Below are 15,849 nucleotides of genomic sequence, written 5' to 3'. Positions count from 1 at the left end.
GGATCCAGCAGCGCCGCGTCTGCGGCGCGGAAGACTCTTTTCACGCGAAGGACTTCGCGTGGCTGGATTCCTGTGACGAGCACAGGAATGAGGGAGAGGTTGTAGCCCGCAACCTTCACTCAGTCATAGAAGCATCAAGGCTCTGGTTCAACGCCAGAACATTGACGGTGGGTTCGCCCAATATGCCGAGTTCGCGATCGTGCACGGCGCCGTCGACCAGCATCTTGACCTTGGCCTCGTCGACGTTGCGCGCCTTGGCGACGCGGGCCACCTGGAAGTAGGCGGCCTCGGGCGAAATATGCGGATCGAGGCCGCTGCCCGAAGCGGTGACGAGGTCGGGGGGAACCTCGGCGTTCGGGTTCGTGGCTTTGGCGGCCTCATAGTCGCCCTTGACGCGGTCGATCAGCTTCTGGCTGGTCGGGCCGAGGTTCGAGCCGCTGGAGGCGGCGGCATTGTAGCCGTCGCCGGCGGCCGACGGCCGGCCGTGGAAATATTTGTCGCTGGTGAAGGCCTGGCCGATCAGCGTCGAGCCGATCACCTGGCCGTTCTTCTCGATCAGGCTGCCGTTCGCCTGAGCGGGGAAGAGCGCTTGGGCCGCACCCGTCATGGCGAGGGGATAGAGCAGGCCTGTTATGGCGGTGGTGGCAACGATCATGACGACCGCGGGACGAAATTCTCTAAACATTGTTCTGCTCCTTACGTATTCAGGCGAGGCCGAGCGCCGCGACAGCTATGTCGATCGCCTTGATGCCGATAAAGGGGACGATGATGCCGCCGAGGCCGTAGATCAGCAGGTTGCGCGACAGAAGCGCGCCGGCGCCGATCGGACGGTAGCGGACACCCTTCAGCGACAGCGGGATCAGCGCGATGATGATCAATGCGTTGAAGATGATCGCCGAGAGGATGGCGCTCTGCGGCGTCGAAAGCCCCATGATGTTGAGCACGCCGAGCTGCGGGTAGAAGGTCAGGAACATTGCCGGGATGATGGCGAAATATTTGGCGATGTCGTTGGCGATCGAGAAAGTCGTCAGCGCGCCGCGCGTCATCAGGAGCTGCTTGCCGATCTCGACGATCTCGATGAGCTTCGTCGGGTCCGAGTCGAGATCCACCATGTTGCCGGCCTCGCGGGCGGCGACCGTGCCGGTGTTCATGGCAACGCCGACATCGGCCTGGGCGAGTGCGGGGGCATCGTTGGTGCCGTCGCCGCACATGGCGACAAGCTTGCCCTTGGACTGTTCCTCGCGCATCAGCGCCAGCTTCATCTCCGGCGTCGCCTGGGCGAGGAAATCGTCGACGCCGGCTTCTGCGGCGATGGCCGCGGCCGTCAGCGGATTGTCGCCCGTGATCATCACGGTGCGGATGCCCATGCGGCGCAGCTCGGTGAAGCGTTCGCGGATGCCGCCCTTGACGATGTCCTTCAGCTGGATGATGCCGAGCAGCCTGCCGTCGCGGGCGACGGCGAGCGGCGTGCCGCCCAATTTGGCGACCTCGTCAGATATCGACTGGAGTTCGCGCACGACCTCGCCGCCGTTCTTCGAGGGCGCGTCGCCGTTGACGTGAGCCAGTACCGCGTCGACCGCCCCCTTGCGGATCGAGGCGCCTTCGAGATCGACGCCGCTCATGCGGCTCTGGGCCGTGAAGGGCACGAAGGTGGCCTTGAGGCTTGCCATGTCGCGGCCGCGGATCGCGTATTTCTCCTTGGCGAGCACGACGATGGAGCGGCCTTCCGGCGTTTCGTCGGCAAGCGAGGCGAGCTGGGCGGCATCGGCGAGATCCTGTTCGGAAATGCCGCGAACCGGGCGGAAGGCCGTCGCCTGGCGATTGCCGAGGGTGATCGTGCCCGTCTTATCGAGCAGCAGCGTGTCGACATCGCCGGCGGCTTCCACGGCGCGGCCGGACATGGCGAGCACGTTGAAGCGGACGAGGCGATCCATGCCGGCGATGCCGATCGCCGACAGCAGCGCGCCGATCGTCGTCGGGATCAGGGTGACGAACAGGGCGACGAGCACGATGATCGGGATCGAGCCGCCGGCATAGATGGCAAAGCTCGGGATCGTCGCCGTCGCAAGCACGAAGATCAGCGTCATGCCGGCAAGCAGAATGTTGAGCGCGATCTCGTTCGGCGTCTTCTGGCGTTCCGCGCCTTCGACAAGCGAGATCATCCGGTCAAGGAAAGTGGAGCCGGCCGCTGCGGTGATGCGCACGCGGATCCAGTCTGAGAGCACCTGCGTGCCGCCCGTCACCGCCGAGCGGTCGCCGCCGGATTCGCGGATGACGGGGGCGGATTCGCCCGTGATCGCCGCTTCGTTGACGGAGGCCACACCTTCGATGACTTCGCCGTCCGAGGGGATGATGTCGCCAGCCTCGACGAGCACGATGTCGCCGACCTTGAGGCTGGTGCCCGGCACCATGCGGTAATCGCTGCCATTGTTGGCGGTCAGCAGCTTCGCCTGGGTTTCCGTGCGCGCCTTGCGCAGCGAATCCGCCTGTGCCTTGCCGCGGCCTTCGGCGACGGCTTCGGCGAAATTGGCGAAAAGCACGGTGAACCAGAGCCAGAGATTGATCTGGAAGGAGAAGCCGAGATTGCCGTTGCCGGCGACGAGGTCGCGCAGGAAGAGCACGGTGGTCAGCACCGAGACTGTGGCGACCACGAACATGACCGGGTTTCTGGCAAGCGCGCGCGGGTCGAGCTTCTTGAAAGCGGCGCTCACGGCCGGAATGAGGATGCGAGAATCCATGATGCTCGCGGATTTTGCCTGGCTCATAAGAGACTCCAGCTTTGAAACGAGGATGGTGATGGAAACCTATGACGGAGCGTCACGGCATCACCTCAGAAGGTCTGGCCGGCGATCATGACCAGATGCTCGACGACGGGGCCGAGGGCCAGCGCCGGGAAGAAGGTCAGGCCGCCGACGATCAGGATCGTGCCGACGAGCAGGCCGACGAAGAGTGGGCCGTCCGTCGGGAAGGTGCCTGCCGAAGCCGGAACCGCCTTCTTGGCGATCAGCGAGCCGGCGATGGCAAGGGCCGGGATGATGACCAGGAAACGGCCGGCGAGCATGCCGATGCCAAGTGTCACGTTGTACCAGGGCGTATTGCCCGTCAGGCCGCCGAAAGCCGAGCCGTTGTTGGCCGCAGCCGAGGTATAGGCATAGAGGATCTCGGAGAAACCGTGCGGGCCGGCGGTGCCGATCGAGGCGACGGCGCTTGGCAAAACCGTGGCGATCGCGGTGAAAACGAGCATGGCGAGCGGCAGGCAGAGGATGGCGAGAACGGCCATTTTCATCTCCTTCGCCTCGATCTTCTTGCCGAGATATTCCGGCGTACGGCCGACCATCAGGCCGGCGACGAAGACGGCGACGATGATGAAGAGCAGGATGCCGTAGAAACCCGCGCCGACACCGCCGACGATGATTTCGCCGAGCTGCATGTTGATCAGCGGGATCAGGCCGCCGAGAGCGGTGAACGAACCGTGCATGGCGTTGACCGCGCCGCAGGAAGCCGCCGTGGTGATGACCGCAAAGAGCGAGGACAGGGCGACGCCGAAACGGACTTCCTTGCCTTCCATGTTGCCGCCAGCCAAGCCGAAGGCATGCATCAGCGGGTTGCCGGCCGCTTCGGCCCAATAGGTGACGATGACGCCTGCGATGAAGAGAATGCCCATCGTAGCGAGGATCGCCCAGCCCTGTCGCTGATTGCCGACCATGCGGCCGAAGACGTTGGTCAGAGCCGCGCCGATCGCGAAGATCGAGACCATCTGGATGAGATTGGAGATCGCATCGGGGTTTTCGAAAGGATGGGCGGAGTTGGCGTTGAAGAAGCCGCCGCCGTTTGTGCCGAGCATCTTGATGGCAAGCTGCGAGGCGACGGGGCCGACCGCGATCGTCTGCTGCGCGCCTTCGAGCGTCGTCGCATTGACATAGGGTCCGAGCGTCTGCGGCACGCCGAGATAGACATAGACGAGTGTCAGCGCCACGCAGATCGGCAGCAGCACGTAAAAGGTCGCCCTCGTCATATCGACCCAGAAATTGCCGATGGCCTTGCCCGAAGAGCGCGCGAAGGCGCGGATGAAGGCGAGCGCGATGGCAATGCCTGTTGCAGCCGAGACGAAGTTCTGGACGGTGAAGCCCGCCATCTGGGTCAGATAGGACATCGTGCTTTCGCCGCCGTAGTTCTGCCAGTTGGTGTTGCTGACGAAGCTGACGGCGGTGTTGAACGAAAGCTCGGGCGGGACGGCCGCCATCCCGGCCGGATTATAGGGAAGGCCCGCCTGGAGGCGCTGCAGCGCGTAAAGCACGATGACGCCGAGCAGGTTGAAGGCCAGCATGGCGAAAGCATAGGAGGTCCAATGCTGCTCCTCCCGTTCGCCGGTGCCGGCAAGACGGTAAAGTCCCCGTTCGATCGGAACGAGAACTGGTGAGAGAAGAGTGCGCTCGCCGCTGAAGACGCGCGTCATATAGGCGCCGAGCGGTTTGACGAGCACGAGGACGATCCCGCAGAAAAGCAGGATCTGAAGCCATCCGTTGAGGGTCATGGAGTTAAACTTTCAATACCCGGTTGGTTCCCGGTCGCGCATGCGCGACCTCGGAAGCGCGAGTTTTTTCAGAAGCGCTCCGGGCGAAGGAGAGCGTAGGTGAGATAAACGGTGAGAAACACGGTCACTGCGCCGCTCAAGACATAATCGAGGGTCATCGTCGTTTCTCCACTAAAGCCTGTCGCAGGCTCTGACGTAGGCAAAGCACAGCGCGAAGAATATGGTCGCCGTGCCGAGTAGAATGATATCCATCATGATCGTGACTCCTGTTGTTTTTCTTGGAGTCAGACAAGACAAAGGGCGCCGTCCCGGAGGGGCCGCCTTTCATGCTTTCTGGCGTGGAGATGATCTTTTCGATCTCTCGGACATGAATATGGAGCCGAAGGGCATAAAGGTTCGAGACGGGCGAACGGCCATCAATATAAAAATCTTATAAATGCTTTTATGCGGTCACGGCCGGCGCGCTAGGGATCGACGCGGAACTGATATTGGCCTTCGGCGCTATGGCCGTCCATCGAGAGCACGCGCCAGTCGAGGGTGTAGAGGCCGGAGGCCATGGAGGGATCGAGCGGGACCTTGAAGATGGAGCCTTCGGGGCCGGAGAGAAACGGCTTGCCTGTGGGAAGGGCCAAGCCCTGGGCATCCAGCAGGACGGCCGTCGAGCGGGCAAGATCGACCGGGCCGGTGAAGGTAAGCTCGAGATTGGCGGGCACCAGCTCTTCTTCCTGCTCCAGCGGCGGGAGCGATGCCTGCTCCAGGGCCGCAGACGCCTCACTTGCGGCGAAGAGAAGGGATGCGAACAGGCAGAATGACACGATCGACTTCATGATGGTCTTCCTTATCTCGCCGATCCGCATGGTGCCCGGAGCCGTCATGCTTCCGAAACGCCATGCCGGCGCATGGCTAATAACGCTGCCGGGGATGATTTCGATCCGTCGTTTCTGCGACAACGCGCACCGGCTTCGGCTGCCAGCCTTGCCGAAGTGCGGTGATCGGCTCCACGAGCCAGTGCCAGAGGTCCCGGAATGGCCTTGATATCGTCGATCCGAAAGGCCGGTTTCTGCCGACTTTGTCTTTATCGTGCTTCATTTCTTTGCCTGTCCTCATTGCCCGGGGAACCTGAATGAGAATGTACTCCCCGTCGGCCTCGGCTGGAATCATACAGAGGTCTTGGAACGTGAATCTTTCGGATTATAGGAAATGGGCATTTCATCGAATGCTGAGCAAAAGCCTGATTGCGTGATTGAATTGCCGCCCCCTACGGTCTTATAGTCGCGTCAGCGGCACTCGCTGAATCCGGCGCGCCATAGGGAAGGAAACCGATCATGACCAAAGTCCGTGCGCTGGTGCTGGAGCGCCAGCATGAGCTTGCTCTTCGCGATATCGATCTGCCTCTGGAAACGGGGCCGGGGCAGGTGAAGATCAGGATTCATACCGTGGGCGTCTGCGGTTCGGACGTCCATTATTACACCCACGGCAAGATCGGTCCCTTCGTCGTCAACGCGCCGATGGTACTCGGTCACGAGGCGGCCGGGACGGTGGTCGAGGTCGGGCCTGGGGTGACTCATCTCAAGGTCGGCGACCGCGTCTGCATGGAGCCCGGTATTCCCGATCCGAACTCCAAGGCGAGCCGGCTCGGCATGTACAATATCGATCCTGCCGTCATCTTCTGGGCAACGCCGCCGATCCATGGCGTGCTGACGCCCGAGGTCGTGCATCCGGCAAATTATACCTTCAAGCTGCCCGACAATGTCAGCTTCGCCGAAGGCGCGATGGTCGAGCCTTTCGCGGTCGGCATGCAGGCGGCGAGCAAGGCGAAGATCGCGCCTGGCGATACCGCCATCGTCCTCGGCGCCGGGCCGATCGGCACGATGGTGGCGATTGCTGCGCTCGCCGGCGGCTGCGCCCGCGCGATCGTTGCCGATCTCGCCCAGCCGAAGCTCGATATATCAGCGCAGTATCAGGGCGTCATTCCGGTCAACATCCGTGAGAAGAACCTGATCGAAGAGGTCGGCCGGCTGACCAATGGCTGGGGCGCCGATGTCGTCTTCGAATGCTCCGGCTCGCCGAAGGCCTGGGAGACGATCATGGCGCTGCCGCGCCCTGGCGGCGTCATCGTTGCCGTCGGCCTGCCGGTCAATCCGGTCGGCTTCGATGTTTCGACGGCCACCACCAAGGAGATCCGCGTCGAGACGGTGTTCCGCTATGCGCACCAGTATGAGCGCTCGATCGCGCTGCTGGCATCGGGTCGCGTCGACCTGAAGCCGTTGATCTCCGAGACCTTCAAATTCGAGGATTCGATCAAGGCGTTCGACCGCGCCGTCGAGGCGCGGCCGAGCGACGTGAAGCTGCAGATCGTCATGGAGTAGGGCGCCGCGCTCTTATGAGTGGCCGGCACTCGGTTTCATCTTGCGAAAGGCAAGGACCGCGGCCGCGACGACAGCCGCGGCGCCGACCGCGATCAGCAGGTGACGGTGAAGGGGAAGGTGGCCGAGTGTCTGCTGGATGCTGTGTCCGAACAGATAACCGAGCGCCGTGAAAAGCTGCCCCCAGACCAGCGCGGCTACAGCATTCAGGGCGATGAATTTTCCGGTCGGTATCCGGGTCGTGCCGATGACAACAGGGCTGATCGTCCGCAATCCCACCAGAAAACGAAACGCCAGGATGAAGCCCGTGGGATATTGTTCCAGAAGCCCGGTTGCGCGAGCAAGCGCCGGCTTTTCCATCAGCCGGCGCACGACGCTCCATTGCGCGGCATAACGGCCGGCGAAGAACCAGAGCTGATCGCCGGCGAAGGAGCCTGCGGTGGCCGCAAGCGACGCCGACCAATAGGTGAGCAGTTCGCGATGAGCGACCACGCCGCCGAGGAAGGCGGCCGTCTCGCCTTCGAAGGCCGCGCCCAAGAATATCGCCAGCAGGCCGTAATTCTCGATCAGCGCTTCGATAGACATGCCCACCCGCCTCCAATTGTTCCGAGGTCAGGTCACGGCTGAACCGGCTTCAGGTCGCCAAGCAGCGTCGGGATCAGTTCCGACACGGTGGGATGGATCGGCACCGACCATTGCAGCGTCTGATAGGTCGTTCCCGCATTCATCGCATCGATCAAGCCGTGGATCACTTCGTCGCCTTCGATGCCCAGGATTGCCGCGCCGAGTATCTCCTTGGTCTCGGCGTCGGCGATCACTTTCATGAAGCCCTTGGTCTCGCCGCGTTCGTTGGCCCGGCCGACGCGGCTCATCGGGCGCGTCGAGACCAGGATCTTGCGCCCCGAGGCGCGCGCCTGCTTCTCGGTCATCCCGACGCGGCCGAGCGGCGGATCGATATAGAGCGCATAGGCCAGGATGCGGCTCGACACCTTGCGGTCATCGCCGTCGAGCAGATTGGCGGCGGCAATCTCGAAATCATTGTAGGAAGTATGCGTGAAGGCGCCGTGGCCGTTGCAGTCGCCAAGTGCGAAGATGCCCTCGACATTGGTGGCGAGCCTGTCGTCGACGGTGATGTAACCGCGCTTATCCGTAGCCACACCAGCGGCATCGAGGCCGAGATCGTCGGTGTTCGGCTTGCGGCCGGTGGCGATCAGCACATGGCTCGCATCGATCTCCGCGGAGCCGGCGGTGACGGTCGTCCCGCCGCCATGTCTAGCGAACGCGATATTGCCGGCATCGGTGTGGACATCGATACCTTCGGCGCGCAGGATCTCGGCGATCGCATCGGATATATCCTCGTCCTCGCGCGATGCGAGCTTCGGGCCATGTTCGATGACGCTGACTTCGGCGCCGAAGCGGCGATACATCTGCGCGAATTCCAGCCCGATATAGCTGCCGCCGATCACGGCGAGATGCCTTGGCAGCGTGTCGAGATCGATGATCGAGGTGCTGGTGAGGTAGTCGATATCGTCGATACCAGGCAGTTCGGGGATGACGGGCCGTGCGCCGACATTGAGGAAGATGCGCGGTGCGGTCAGCGTCTCCCCGTTGACGCTGACGGTCTTCGGGCCTTCGAAGCGGGCATGACCGTAGATCACGCTCATGCCGTCCATGCCGCCGAGCCAACCGATCAGGCCGTTGCGCGCATTCATGGTCACCGTTTCGGCCCGGGCTCTCACCACCTTCATGTCGACGGCGACCTCGCCGGGGATTTTGACGCCGTAGGCCGCGCCGCTTCTTGCGACATGGGCGGCGCGGGCGCTGGCGACCAGCGTCTTCGTCGGCATGCAGCCGGCATTGACGCAGGTGCCGCCGAGGAACTTGCGCTCGATCAGCGCCACTTTCATGCCCTTGTCGACCATTCGGGCGGCAAGCGACGGGCCGGCCTGGCCGGCGCCGATGACGATGGCGTCGAAGCTCTTCATGACACGGCCCCCACGATCAGCACCGCGCCGACGACGGCGACGGCATCCTCGATGAGGGCGGCCGGCAGATCCCTGCCGAACGAGGCGGCAAGCCTGCCGCGGACGGCCGCCCCGCCATAAGTGCCGATCACGGCGCCGATCACGCCGGCGACCAACCCGCCGAAGAGCAGGCTGCTGGCCGCGCCGATCGCGGCGCCTGAGAGCGCGCCCGAGACGATGCGGGCTGCGAACTGCATCGGCACCTTGCGCGATGGCGTTGACGGCAACTGGTCGGCGATCAGTTCGATCACAGCGAGGACCGTGAAGATCCACGGCGTCCAGCGGTAGCCCATGAAGGCAAGCGGCGTCTGCGACACGTCGAACCAGCCGAGAGCCGCGCCCCAGGCGACGGCGGCCGGCGCGGTCATGGTGCGAAGGCCAGAGACGACACCGATCAGCAATGCAAGAAGCAGAAACATGCGATCCCCCTCTTCGCCGGCTTCGTGCCGCAATCAGGGAAGGTTGCACATTGTCAGGCGCGTGGCAAATTTGCCGATTATTCAGTTCGCGAAGGCGGCGATACCCGTGATTGCGCGGCCGATGATCAGTGCGTGGATGTCGTGCGTGCCCTCATAGGTGTTGACCACTTCGAGGTTGACGAGGTGGCGGGCGATGCCGAATTCGTCGGAGATGCCGTTGCCGCCGAGCATGTCGCGGGAAGCGCGCGCGATGTCGAGCGCCTTGCCGCAGCTGTTGCGCTTGAGGATCGAGGTCAGCTCCACCGGCGGATGGCCTTCCTCCTTCATGCGGCCGAGCCGCAGGCAGCCCTGCAGGCCGAGCGAGATTTCCGCCGCCATGTCGGCGAGCTTCTTCTGGATCAGCTGGTTGGCGGCAAGCGGCCGGCCGAACTGTTTGCGCTCCAGCGTGTATTGCCGGGCTCTCGCATAACAATCCTCGGCCGCGCCGAGCGCGCCCCAGGCGATGCCGAAGCGGGCCGAGTTGAGGCAGGTGAACGGTCCCTTGAGGCCGGTGACGCCGGGCAGCAGGTTTTCCTCGGGCACGAAGACCCCGTCCATCACCACTTCGCCTGTGATCGAGGCGCGCAGGCCCACCTTGCCGTGGATGGCGGGAGCCGAAAGTCCCTTCCAGCCCTTTTCGAGGATGAAGCCGCGGATGAGACCGTCCTCGGTCTTGGCCCAGACGACGAAGACATCGGCGATCGGTGCGTTCGATATCCAGGTCTTCGAACCGGTGAGGCTGTAGCCGCCGTCGACCTTTCTGGCGCGCGTCGCCATCGAGCCGGGGTCGGAGCCGTGATCGGGCTCGGTCAGGCCGAAGCAGCCGATCCATTCGCCGGTTGCAAGCTTCGGCAGGTATTGCTGCTTCTGCGCCTGCGACCCGAAGGTTTCGATCGGCACCATGACGAGCGAGGACTGGACGCTCATCATCGAGCGGTAGCCGCTGTCGACACGCTCGACCTCGCGGGCGATCAGGCCGTAGGCGACATAGCCGAGGCCAGCGCCGCCGTAATCGGGCGAGATCGTCGGCCCGAGCAGGCCGAGGGCGCCCATTTCGCGGAAGATTTCGGGATCGGTCTTTTCATTGCGGAAGGCGTCGATAACGCGCGGAGCAAGCTTTTCCTGCGCGTAAGAATGGGCGGTGTCCTGCACCATGCGCTCTTCGTCGGTGAGCTGTTCCGCCAGCCGGAAGGGGTCGGTCCAGTCGAAAACCTCGCGCGTATGCTGCATGGCGGCGTCTCCTCACCGTGAATTCAGGCTTGCCTCGTTCAATCTGGCCATAGACCCGCCAGCCGACTGCGTCAACAGAAGTCGACCCACATCAAAAGGTGCCTTTCGGCCCTTTTCAAAGGCCGCGGCATGATCCACTTTGCGCGCAAGATTCTGGAACGAGGAGGCGGAAATGTCGTCAAGCGATCTGTTCGTATCGGCCGAAGGCGCCGAATGGGTCAATCCGGAGCCCGGCGTCACCAGGCGCATCATGACCTATCTGCCCGAGATGATGATGGTGGAAGTGGCCTTCGAAAGCGGCGCGGTGGGTGCTGCTCATTCGCATCCGCATATCCAGGCAAGTTATGTCGCGGAAGGCAGCTTCGAAGTGACGATCGATGGCCGCACCGAATTGCTCAGGCAGGGCGGCAGCTTCATCGTGCCGCCCAATCTCGTCCACGGCGTCCGGGCGCTGGAAAAGGGCCGGCTGATCGATACCTTCACACCGCACCGGGCCGAGTTCCTGAAATAGTCAGTTTTCGGCCTTTGCGCGTCGTGCCGGGCCGGCGGCGGTGACATAGGGCGGCACGAAGCGCGCATCCTCGCCGCGCACCGCTTCGCGCAGGAAATCGATGACGGCGCGCACGCGCGGCGCCTGTTTCAGATCGCGGTGGCAGGTGATCCAGTACTGGCGCTTGAGGTCGATCTCTTCGGGCAGCACGCGCACGAGTTCGGGATAACGGCTGGCGAAGAAATAGGGCAGGATGCAGAGGCCGAGGCCGTTTCGGGTGGCGGTAAGCTGCGCGAAGATGCTGGAGCTCTGGAATTGCGGCTTGATGCGCGGATGCACGTCGCCGAGATAGTCCAGGCCCGGCGCGAAGATCATCTCTTCGATATAGCTGACGAAGGGATGGCCGAGCAGGTCGTCGCGGCAGGTGATCTCAGGAGCCTTTGCCAGATAGTCGCGTGAGCCATAGATCTGCAGATGGTAGTCCGTCAGCTTCTCGGCGAAATAGGGACCGCCTTTCGGCTCGTCGAGCACGACGGAGATATCGGCTTCCTTGCGCGACAGCGACATGATCTGCTGGATCGTCACCAGTTCGAGCGAGAGATGCGGATGCCGGGCGGCGAAGCGCGGCAGTACCGGCGCGAAGAAGAAATTGGCAAAACCCTCCGGCGCGCTGAGGCGCACCAGGCCGCGTTGCGCCATCGAGCCGTCGGCGAGATCGGCGCGCAGCCGCTCGGTCTCCTGCTCCATCTTCTCGGCCGTCTCGATGAAACGCGTGCCCATTGATGTCAGCACGTAGCCGCGCGGATTGCGCTCGAAGAGCTTGACCTTGAGGGTGAATTCCAGCCGGTCGATGCGGCGCGAAACCGTGGCATGGCTGGAACGCAGCTGGCGGGCAGCCGTCGAGAGCTGTCCTGTGCGGGCGACGGCTAGAAAAAATTGAAGATCGTCCCAAGTAAACTGCGGTGGGTTGGTCATCGCGATCCCCATCTGTTCAAAAACGAACAGATACTGTTTGGAATTAGTTGTAAACCACCCGTTGCTTCAAGGCGGAATTTCCTTGATCGTAAGCTGAGGGTCGGCCGCTCTGAGGAGCGCGGCTGGCCAAATCTGAACAGAACCGTAATCTGGCTAATCTCTGGGAGGAGAGAATATGCGAAAGAGTTTCATTGCGTCCGTAGCATTTCTGCTTGCAAGCAGCACCGCGGTGCTCGCGCAGAGCGCGACCGACGGCAAGGTCAAGATCGGCATTCTGAACGACCAGTCGGGCGTCTACGCCGACTTCGGCGGCAAGTCTTCCGTCGAAGCCGCCAAGATGGCGGTCGAGGATTTCGGCGGCAAGGTGCTGGGTGTACCGGTCGAGATCGTCGATGCCGACCACCAGAACAAGCCTGACATCGCCTCCAACATCGCCCGCCAATGGTACGACACCGAGCAGGTCGATGCGATCATGGAACTGACGACCTCCTCGGTGGCGCTCGCCGTGCAGGCGATCGGCAAGGAAAAGAAGAAGATCGACATCGTCACCGGTGCTGCGACGACGGATCTGACCGGCAAGGCCTGCTCGCCCTACGGTTTCCACTGGGCCTACGACACGCATGCCTTGGCCGTCGGCACCGGCGGCGCGCTCGTCAAGCAGGGCGGCGACAGCTGGTTCTTCCTGACCGCCGACTATGCCTTCGGCTATTCGCTGGAACAGCAGACGACCGATTACGTCAAGGCGAGCGGCGGCACGGTCGTCGGCTCGGTTCGACACCCGCTGTCGACGCAGGACTTTTCGTCCTTCCTGCTGCAGGCGCAATCCTCCGGCGCCAAGGTGATCGGCCTTGCCAATGCCGGTCTCGACACCTCGAATGCCATCAAGCAGGCGGCCGAATTCGGCATCACCCAGGGCGGCCAGCATCTGGCGGCGCTGCTCTTCACGCTCGCCGAAGTGCACGGCCTCGGCCTCGAAGCGGCGCAGGGGCTGACGCTGACGGAAGGCTTCTACTGGAACCGCGACGACGAGAGCCGCGCCTTCGCCAAGAAGTTCTTCGACCGCACCGGCAAGATGCCGAACATGGTCCACGCCGGCACCTATTCGGCGGTGACGCAATATCTGAAGGCGGTGCAGAAGGCCGGCACCGACGATACGGAAGCCGTCGCCAAGCTGTTGCATGACATGCCCGTCGACGACGTCTTCGGCCGCGGCGGCACGGTTGGCGCCAATGGCCGCATGATCCACGACATGTACCTGCTGCAGGTCAAGAAGCCTTCAGAAAGCAAGGAGCCGTGGGATTACTTCAACGTTCTCGCCACCATTCCCGGCAAGGAAGCCTATATCGATCCCGCCAAGAGCGGCTGCGATCTGGTGAAGTAAGCACGATGGCGGTTTCCGCGATTGAAACTCAGGCAAAGCCGCGGGTGGTCCTGTCCGCCCGCGGCCTGCGCCGTGATTTCGGCGGCTTCACGGCCGTCAAGAACGTCGATCTCGACGTGCATGACGCCAGCGTGCATGCACTGATCGGCCCGAACGGCGCCGGCAAGACGACGGTCTTCAATCTCTTGACGAAGTTCCTGCAGCCGACGGCGGGAACGATCACCCTGATGGGCACCGATATCACCGGCACCGCGCCCGATAAGGTGGCGCGCATGGGGCTGGTGCGCTCTTTCCAGATTTCGGCGGTCTTTCCGCACCTCTCCGTGCTCGACAATGTGCGCGTGGCGCTGCAACGGCCGAACAACCTCTCCACCCAGTTCTGGCGGCCTCTCTCGGCGCTTGACCGGCTGAACGAGCGCGCCGAGCAGCTGCTTGCCAGCGTCGGGCTTTCCAAGGAACGCGACCATATCGCCGCCGATCTTTCCTATGGCCGCAAGCGGGTGCTGGAGATCGCCACGACACTGGCGCTCGATCCGAAGGTGCTGCTGCTCGACGAACCGATGGCCGGCATGGGGCATGAGGATGTCGGCGTCGTCTCATCGATCATTCGCGACGTCGCCCGCGATCGGGCCGTGCTGATGGTCGAGCACAATCTCTCCGTCGTCGCCAATATCTGCCAGCACGTCACCGTGCTTCAGCGCGGCGAGATCCTCGCGGAAGGCGATTATGCCACCGTCAGCCAGGACGAGCGCGTCCGCGTGGCCTACATGGGTACGGAGGAGCATTGATGGCCGCTCTCCTCGAAGTTCAGGGCCTCAATGCCTGGTACGGCGAAAGCCACATATTGCACGGGGTCGACATGCATGTCGGCGAAGGCGAGACGATCACCATTCTCGGCCGCAACGGCGTCGGCAAGACGACGACACTGCGCACCATCACCGGCATCGTGCGCGCCCGCAAGGGCAGGATCAGCTTTGCCGGCAGCGACATGATGCAGGTACCGCTGCACAAGACGGCGCATCGGGGCATCGGCTTCGTGCCGGAGGAGCGCGGCATCTTTTCGACGCTCACGGTTTCGGAAAACCTGCTGCTGCCGCCTGTCGTGGCGGAGGGCGGCATGACGCTCGACGAGATCTATGAGCTCTTTCCCAATCTCTACGAGCGCCGCGGCAGCCCGGGCACCAAACTATCAGGCGGCGAGCAGCAGATGCTGGCGATCGCCCGGATTCTCCGCACTGGTGTGCGGCTGCTCATTCTCGACGAACCGACGGAAGGGCTTGCTCCCGTCATCGTCCAGCGCATCGGCGAGGTGCTGAAGAAACTCAAGGAGCGCGGCATGACGATCCTGCTCGTCGAGCAGAACTTCCGCTTCGCCAGCCGTATTGCCGATCGCTTCTATCTGATGGATCATGGGCAGATGGTGTCGGAATTCCCGGTCGGCGAACTGCCGCAGCGCATGGATACGCTGCACAAGGTTCTGGGAGTGTGACCAGATGACGATGATCTTCGGCATTCCCCTGCAGGCGCTGCTCGGCCAGCTGTTGATCGGCCTGATCAATGGCTCGTTCTATGCGTTGCTCAGCCTCGGCCTCGCCATCATCTTCGGCCTGCTCCGGGTGATCAACTTCGCCCATGGCGCCCAATATATGCTCGGCGCCTTCGCCGCCTATCTGCTGCTGACCTATGCCGGCATCGGCTACTGGCCGTCGCTGATCCTGGCGCCCGTCATCGTCGGCCTTGCCGGCGCCGTCATCGAGCGGCTGTTCCTGCGCCGGCTCTACGATCTCGATCCGCTCTACGGCCTGCTCTTTACCTTCGGGCTGGCGCTCGCGGTCGAAGGCACCTTCCGCTATCTTTACGGCTCGTCCGGCCAACCCTATGCGACGCCGGCGGCGCTTGCCGGCGGGGCCAATCTCGGCTTCATGTTCCTGCCGATCTATCGCGGCTGGGTGGTCGTCGTCTCGCTTGTCGTCTGCCTCGGCACATGGCTGCTGATCGAGAAGACCAAGCTCGGGGCCTATCTCCGCGCTGCCACCGAAAACGCCGTGCTGGTGCAGGTCTTCGGTGTCAATGTGCCGGTGCTGCTGACGCTGACCTATGCGCTCGGCGCCGGGCTTGCCGCTTTTGCCGGCGTGCTGGCGGCGCCGATCTACCAGGTCTCGCCGCTGATGGGCTCGAACATGATCATCGTCGTCTTCGCCGTGGTCGTGGTCGGCGGCATGGGATCGATCATGGGCGCGATCATCACCGGCTATGTGCTCGGCATTGCCGAGGGCTTGACCAAGGTCTTCTATCCCGAGGCGTCCAACATCGTGATCTTCGTCATCATGGCGATCGTGCTTCTCATCAGGCCCGCGGGCCTCTTCGGCCGGGATGCTTGACATGGCTGAC

The 15,849-nt window shown here is 63.2% G+C and carries 16 protein-coding genes; 6 read left to right on the top strand and 10 right to left on the bottom strand.

What is annotated here, in order from left to right:
• Window positions 1-115: 115 nt before the first annotated feature.
• The 5 genes from kdpC to QD408_RS13410 all read right to left on the bottom strand — a co-directional run bounded on the left by kdpC (window position 116) and on the right by QD408_RS13410 (window position 5,361).
• Window positions 116-685: a potassium-transporting ATPase subunit KdpC gene (kdpC, locus tag QD408_RS13430; RefSeq protein ID WP_414139632.1), complete on the bottom strand. Its 570-nt coding sequence runs from the start codon at window positions 683-685 to the stop codon at window positions 116-118.
• Between the two features lie 19 nt (window positions 686-704).
• Window positions 705-2,765, bottom strand: a complete 2,061-nt coding sequence (gene kdpB, locus QD408_RS13425) for a potassium-transporting ATPase subunit KdpB (protein WP_414139631.1) — start codon at window positions 2,763-2,765, stop codon at window positions 705-707.
• Between the two features lie 65 nt (window positions 2,766-2,830).
• A complete protein-coding gene (kdpA, locus tag QD408_RS13420) occupies window positions 2,831-4,534 on the bottom strand; it encodes a potassium-transporting ATPase subunit KdpA (protein ID WP_414139630.1) in 1,704 nt (567 codons plus the stop codon).
• Between the two features lie 68 nt (window positions 4,535-4,602).
• Entirely contained in the window at window positions 4,603-4,692 is a 90-nt protein-coding gene (locus tag QD408_RS13415) for a K(+)-transporting ATPase subunit F (protein WP_003547774.1), read from the bottom strand.
• Window positions 4,693-4,998: 306 nt separating this feature from the next.
• Window positions 4,999-5,361 carry a copper resistance protein CopC gene (locus QD408_RS13410; RefSeq protein WP_414139629.1) on the bottom strand — a complete coding sequence of 121 codons (363 nt, stop codon included), beginning with the start codon at window positions 5,359-5,361 and terminating at the stop codon, window positions 4,999-5,001.
• Window positions 5,362-5,859: 498 nt separating this feature from the next.
• On the opposite strand from QD408_RS13410, the gene QD408_RS13405 reads away from it, so the two are divergent.
• Window positions 5,860-6,903, top strand: coding sequence for an NAD(P)-dependent alcohol dehydrogenase (locus QD408_RS13405; protein ID WP_414139628.1), 1,044 nt, complete (start codon window positions 5,860-5,862; stop codon window positions 6,901-6,903).
• Window positions 6,904-6,915: 12 nt separating this feature from the next.
• Here the strand turns inward: QD408_RS13405 and QD408_RS13400 are convergent, their stop codons facing one another.
• The 4 genes from QD408_RS13400 to QD408_RS13385 all read right to left on the bottom strand — a co-directional run bounded on the left by QD408_RS13400 (window position 6,916) and on the right by QD408_RS13385 (window position 10,612).
• The gene (locus tag QD408_RS13400) at window positions 6,916-7,485 is read right to left on the bottom strand and encodes a DedA family protein (RefSeq protein ID WP_088683722.1); all 570 of its coding nucleotides are present in this window, start codon (window positions 7,483-7,485) and stop codon (window positions 6,916-6,918) included.
• 32 nt (window positions 7,486-7,517) lie between these two features.
• Entirely contained in the window at window positions 7,518-8,885 is a 1,368-nt protein-coding gene (locus QD408_RS13395) for an FAD-containing oxidoreductase (RefSeq protein ID WP_414139627.1), read from the bottom strand.
• Window positions 8,882-9,343: a DUF4126 family protein gene (locus tag QD408_RS13390; protein WP_414139626.1), complete on the bottom strand. Its 462-nt coding sequence runs from the start codon at window positions 9,341-9,343 to the stop codon at window positions 8,882-8,884. The genes QD408_RS13395 and QD408_RS13390 overlap by 4 nt, the downstream gene beginning before the upstream one ends.
• Window positions 9,344-9,424: 81 nt before the next feature.
• Window positions 9,425-10,612 carry an acyl-CoA dehydrogenase gene (locus QD408_RS13385; RefSeq protein ID WP_414139625.1) on the bottom strand — a complete coding sequence of 396 codons (1,188 nt, stop codon included), beginning with the start codon at window positions 10,610-10,612 and terminating at the stop codon, window positions 9,425-9,427.
• 172 nt (window positions 10,613-10,784) lie between these two features.
• Here QD408_RS13385 and QD408_RS13380 point away from each other — a divergent pair, with 172 nt between their 5' ends.
• Window positions 10,785-11,123, top strand: a complete 339-nt coding sequence (locus QD408_RS13380; protein ID WP_088683718.1) for a cupin domain-containing protein — start codon at window positions 10,785-10,787, stop codon at window positions 11,121-11,123.
• On the opposite strand, the gene QD408_RS13375 is transcribed toward QD408_RS13380, so the two are convergent.
• The gene (locus tag QD408_RS13375) at window positions 11,124-12,077 is read right to left on the bottom strand and encodes a LysR family transcriptional regulator (protein ID WP_414139624.1); all 954 of its coding nucleotides are present in this window, start codon (window positions 12,075-12,077) and stop codon (window positions 11,124-11,126) included.
• A gap of 175 nt (window positions 12,078-12,252) precedes the next feature.
• Between QD408_RS13375 and QD408_RS13370 the strand changes: the two genes are divergently transcribed.
• Genes QD408_RS13370 through QD408_RS13355 form a run of 4 tightly spaced genes read left to right on the top strand, consistent with a single transcriptional unit; the run spans window position 12,253 to window position 15,839 of the window.
• Complete coding sequence (locus QD408_RS13370) at window positions 12,253-13,458, top strand: ABC transporter substrate-binding protein (protein WP_414139623.1); 1,206 nt, start codon at window positions 12,253-12,255, stop codon at window positions 13,456-13,458.
• A gap of 5 nt (window positions 13,459-13,463) precedes the next feature.
• Window positions 13,464-14,246 carry an ABC transporter ATP-binding protein gene (locus tag QD408_RS13365; RefSeq protein WP_088683716.1) on the top strand — a complete coding sequence of 261 codons (783 nt, stop codon included), beginning with the start codon at window positions 13,464-13,466 and terminating at the stop codon, window positions 14,244-14,246.
• On the top strand, window positions 14,246-14,947 hold the full coding sequence (locus QD408_RS13360; protein WP_414139622.1) for an ABC transporter ATP-binding protein: 702 nt from the start codon (window positions 14,246-14,248) through the stop codon (window positions 14,945-14,947). Before QD408_RS13365 ends, QD408_RS13360 begins: the two co-directional genes overlap by 1 nt.
• A gap of 4 nt (window positions 14,948-14,951) precedes the next feature.
• Complete coding sequence (locus tag QD408_RS13355; RefSeq protein ID WP_414139621.1) at window positions 14,952-15,839, top strand: branched-chain amino acid ABC transporter permease; 888 nt, start codon at window positions 14,952-14,954, stop codon at window positions 15,837-15,839.
• Window positions 15,840-15,849: the final 10 nt, after the last annotated feature.

It is taken from the genome of Rhizobium sp. BR 249, assembly GCF_047445895.1.
In the GTDB taxonomy this organism is placed as follows: domain Bacteria; phylum Pseudomonadota; class Alphaproteobacteria; order Rhizobiales; family Rhizobiaceae; genus Rhizobium.
This window is presented reverse-complemented; position numbering and strand designations above follow the sequence as displayed.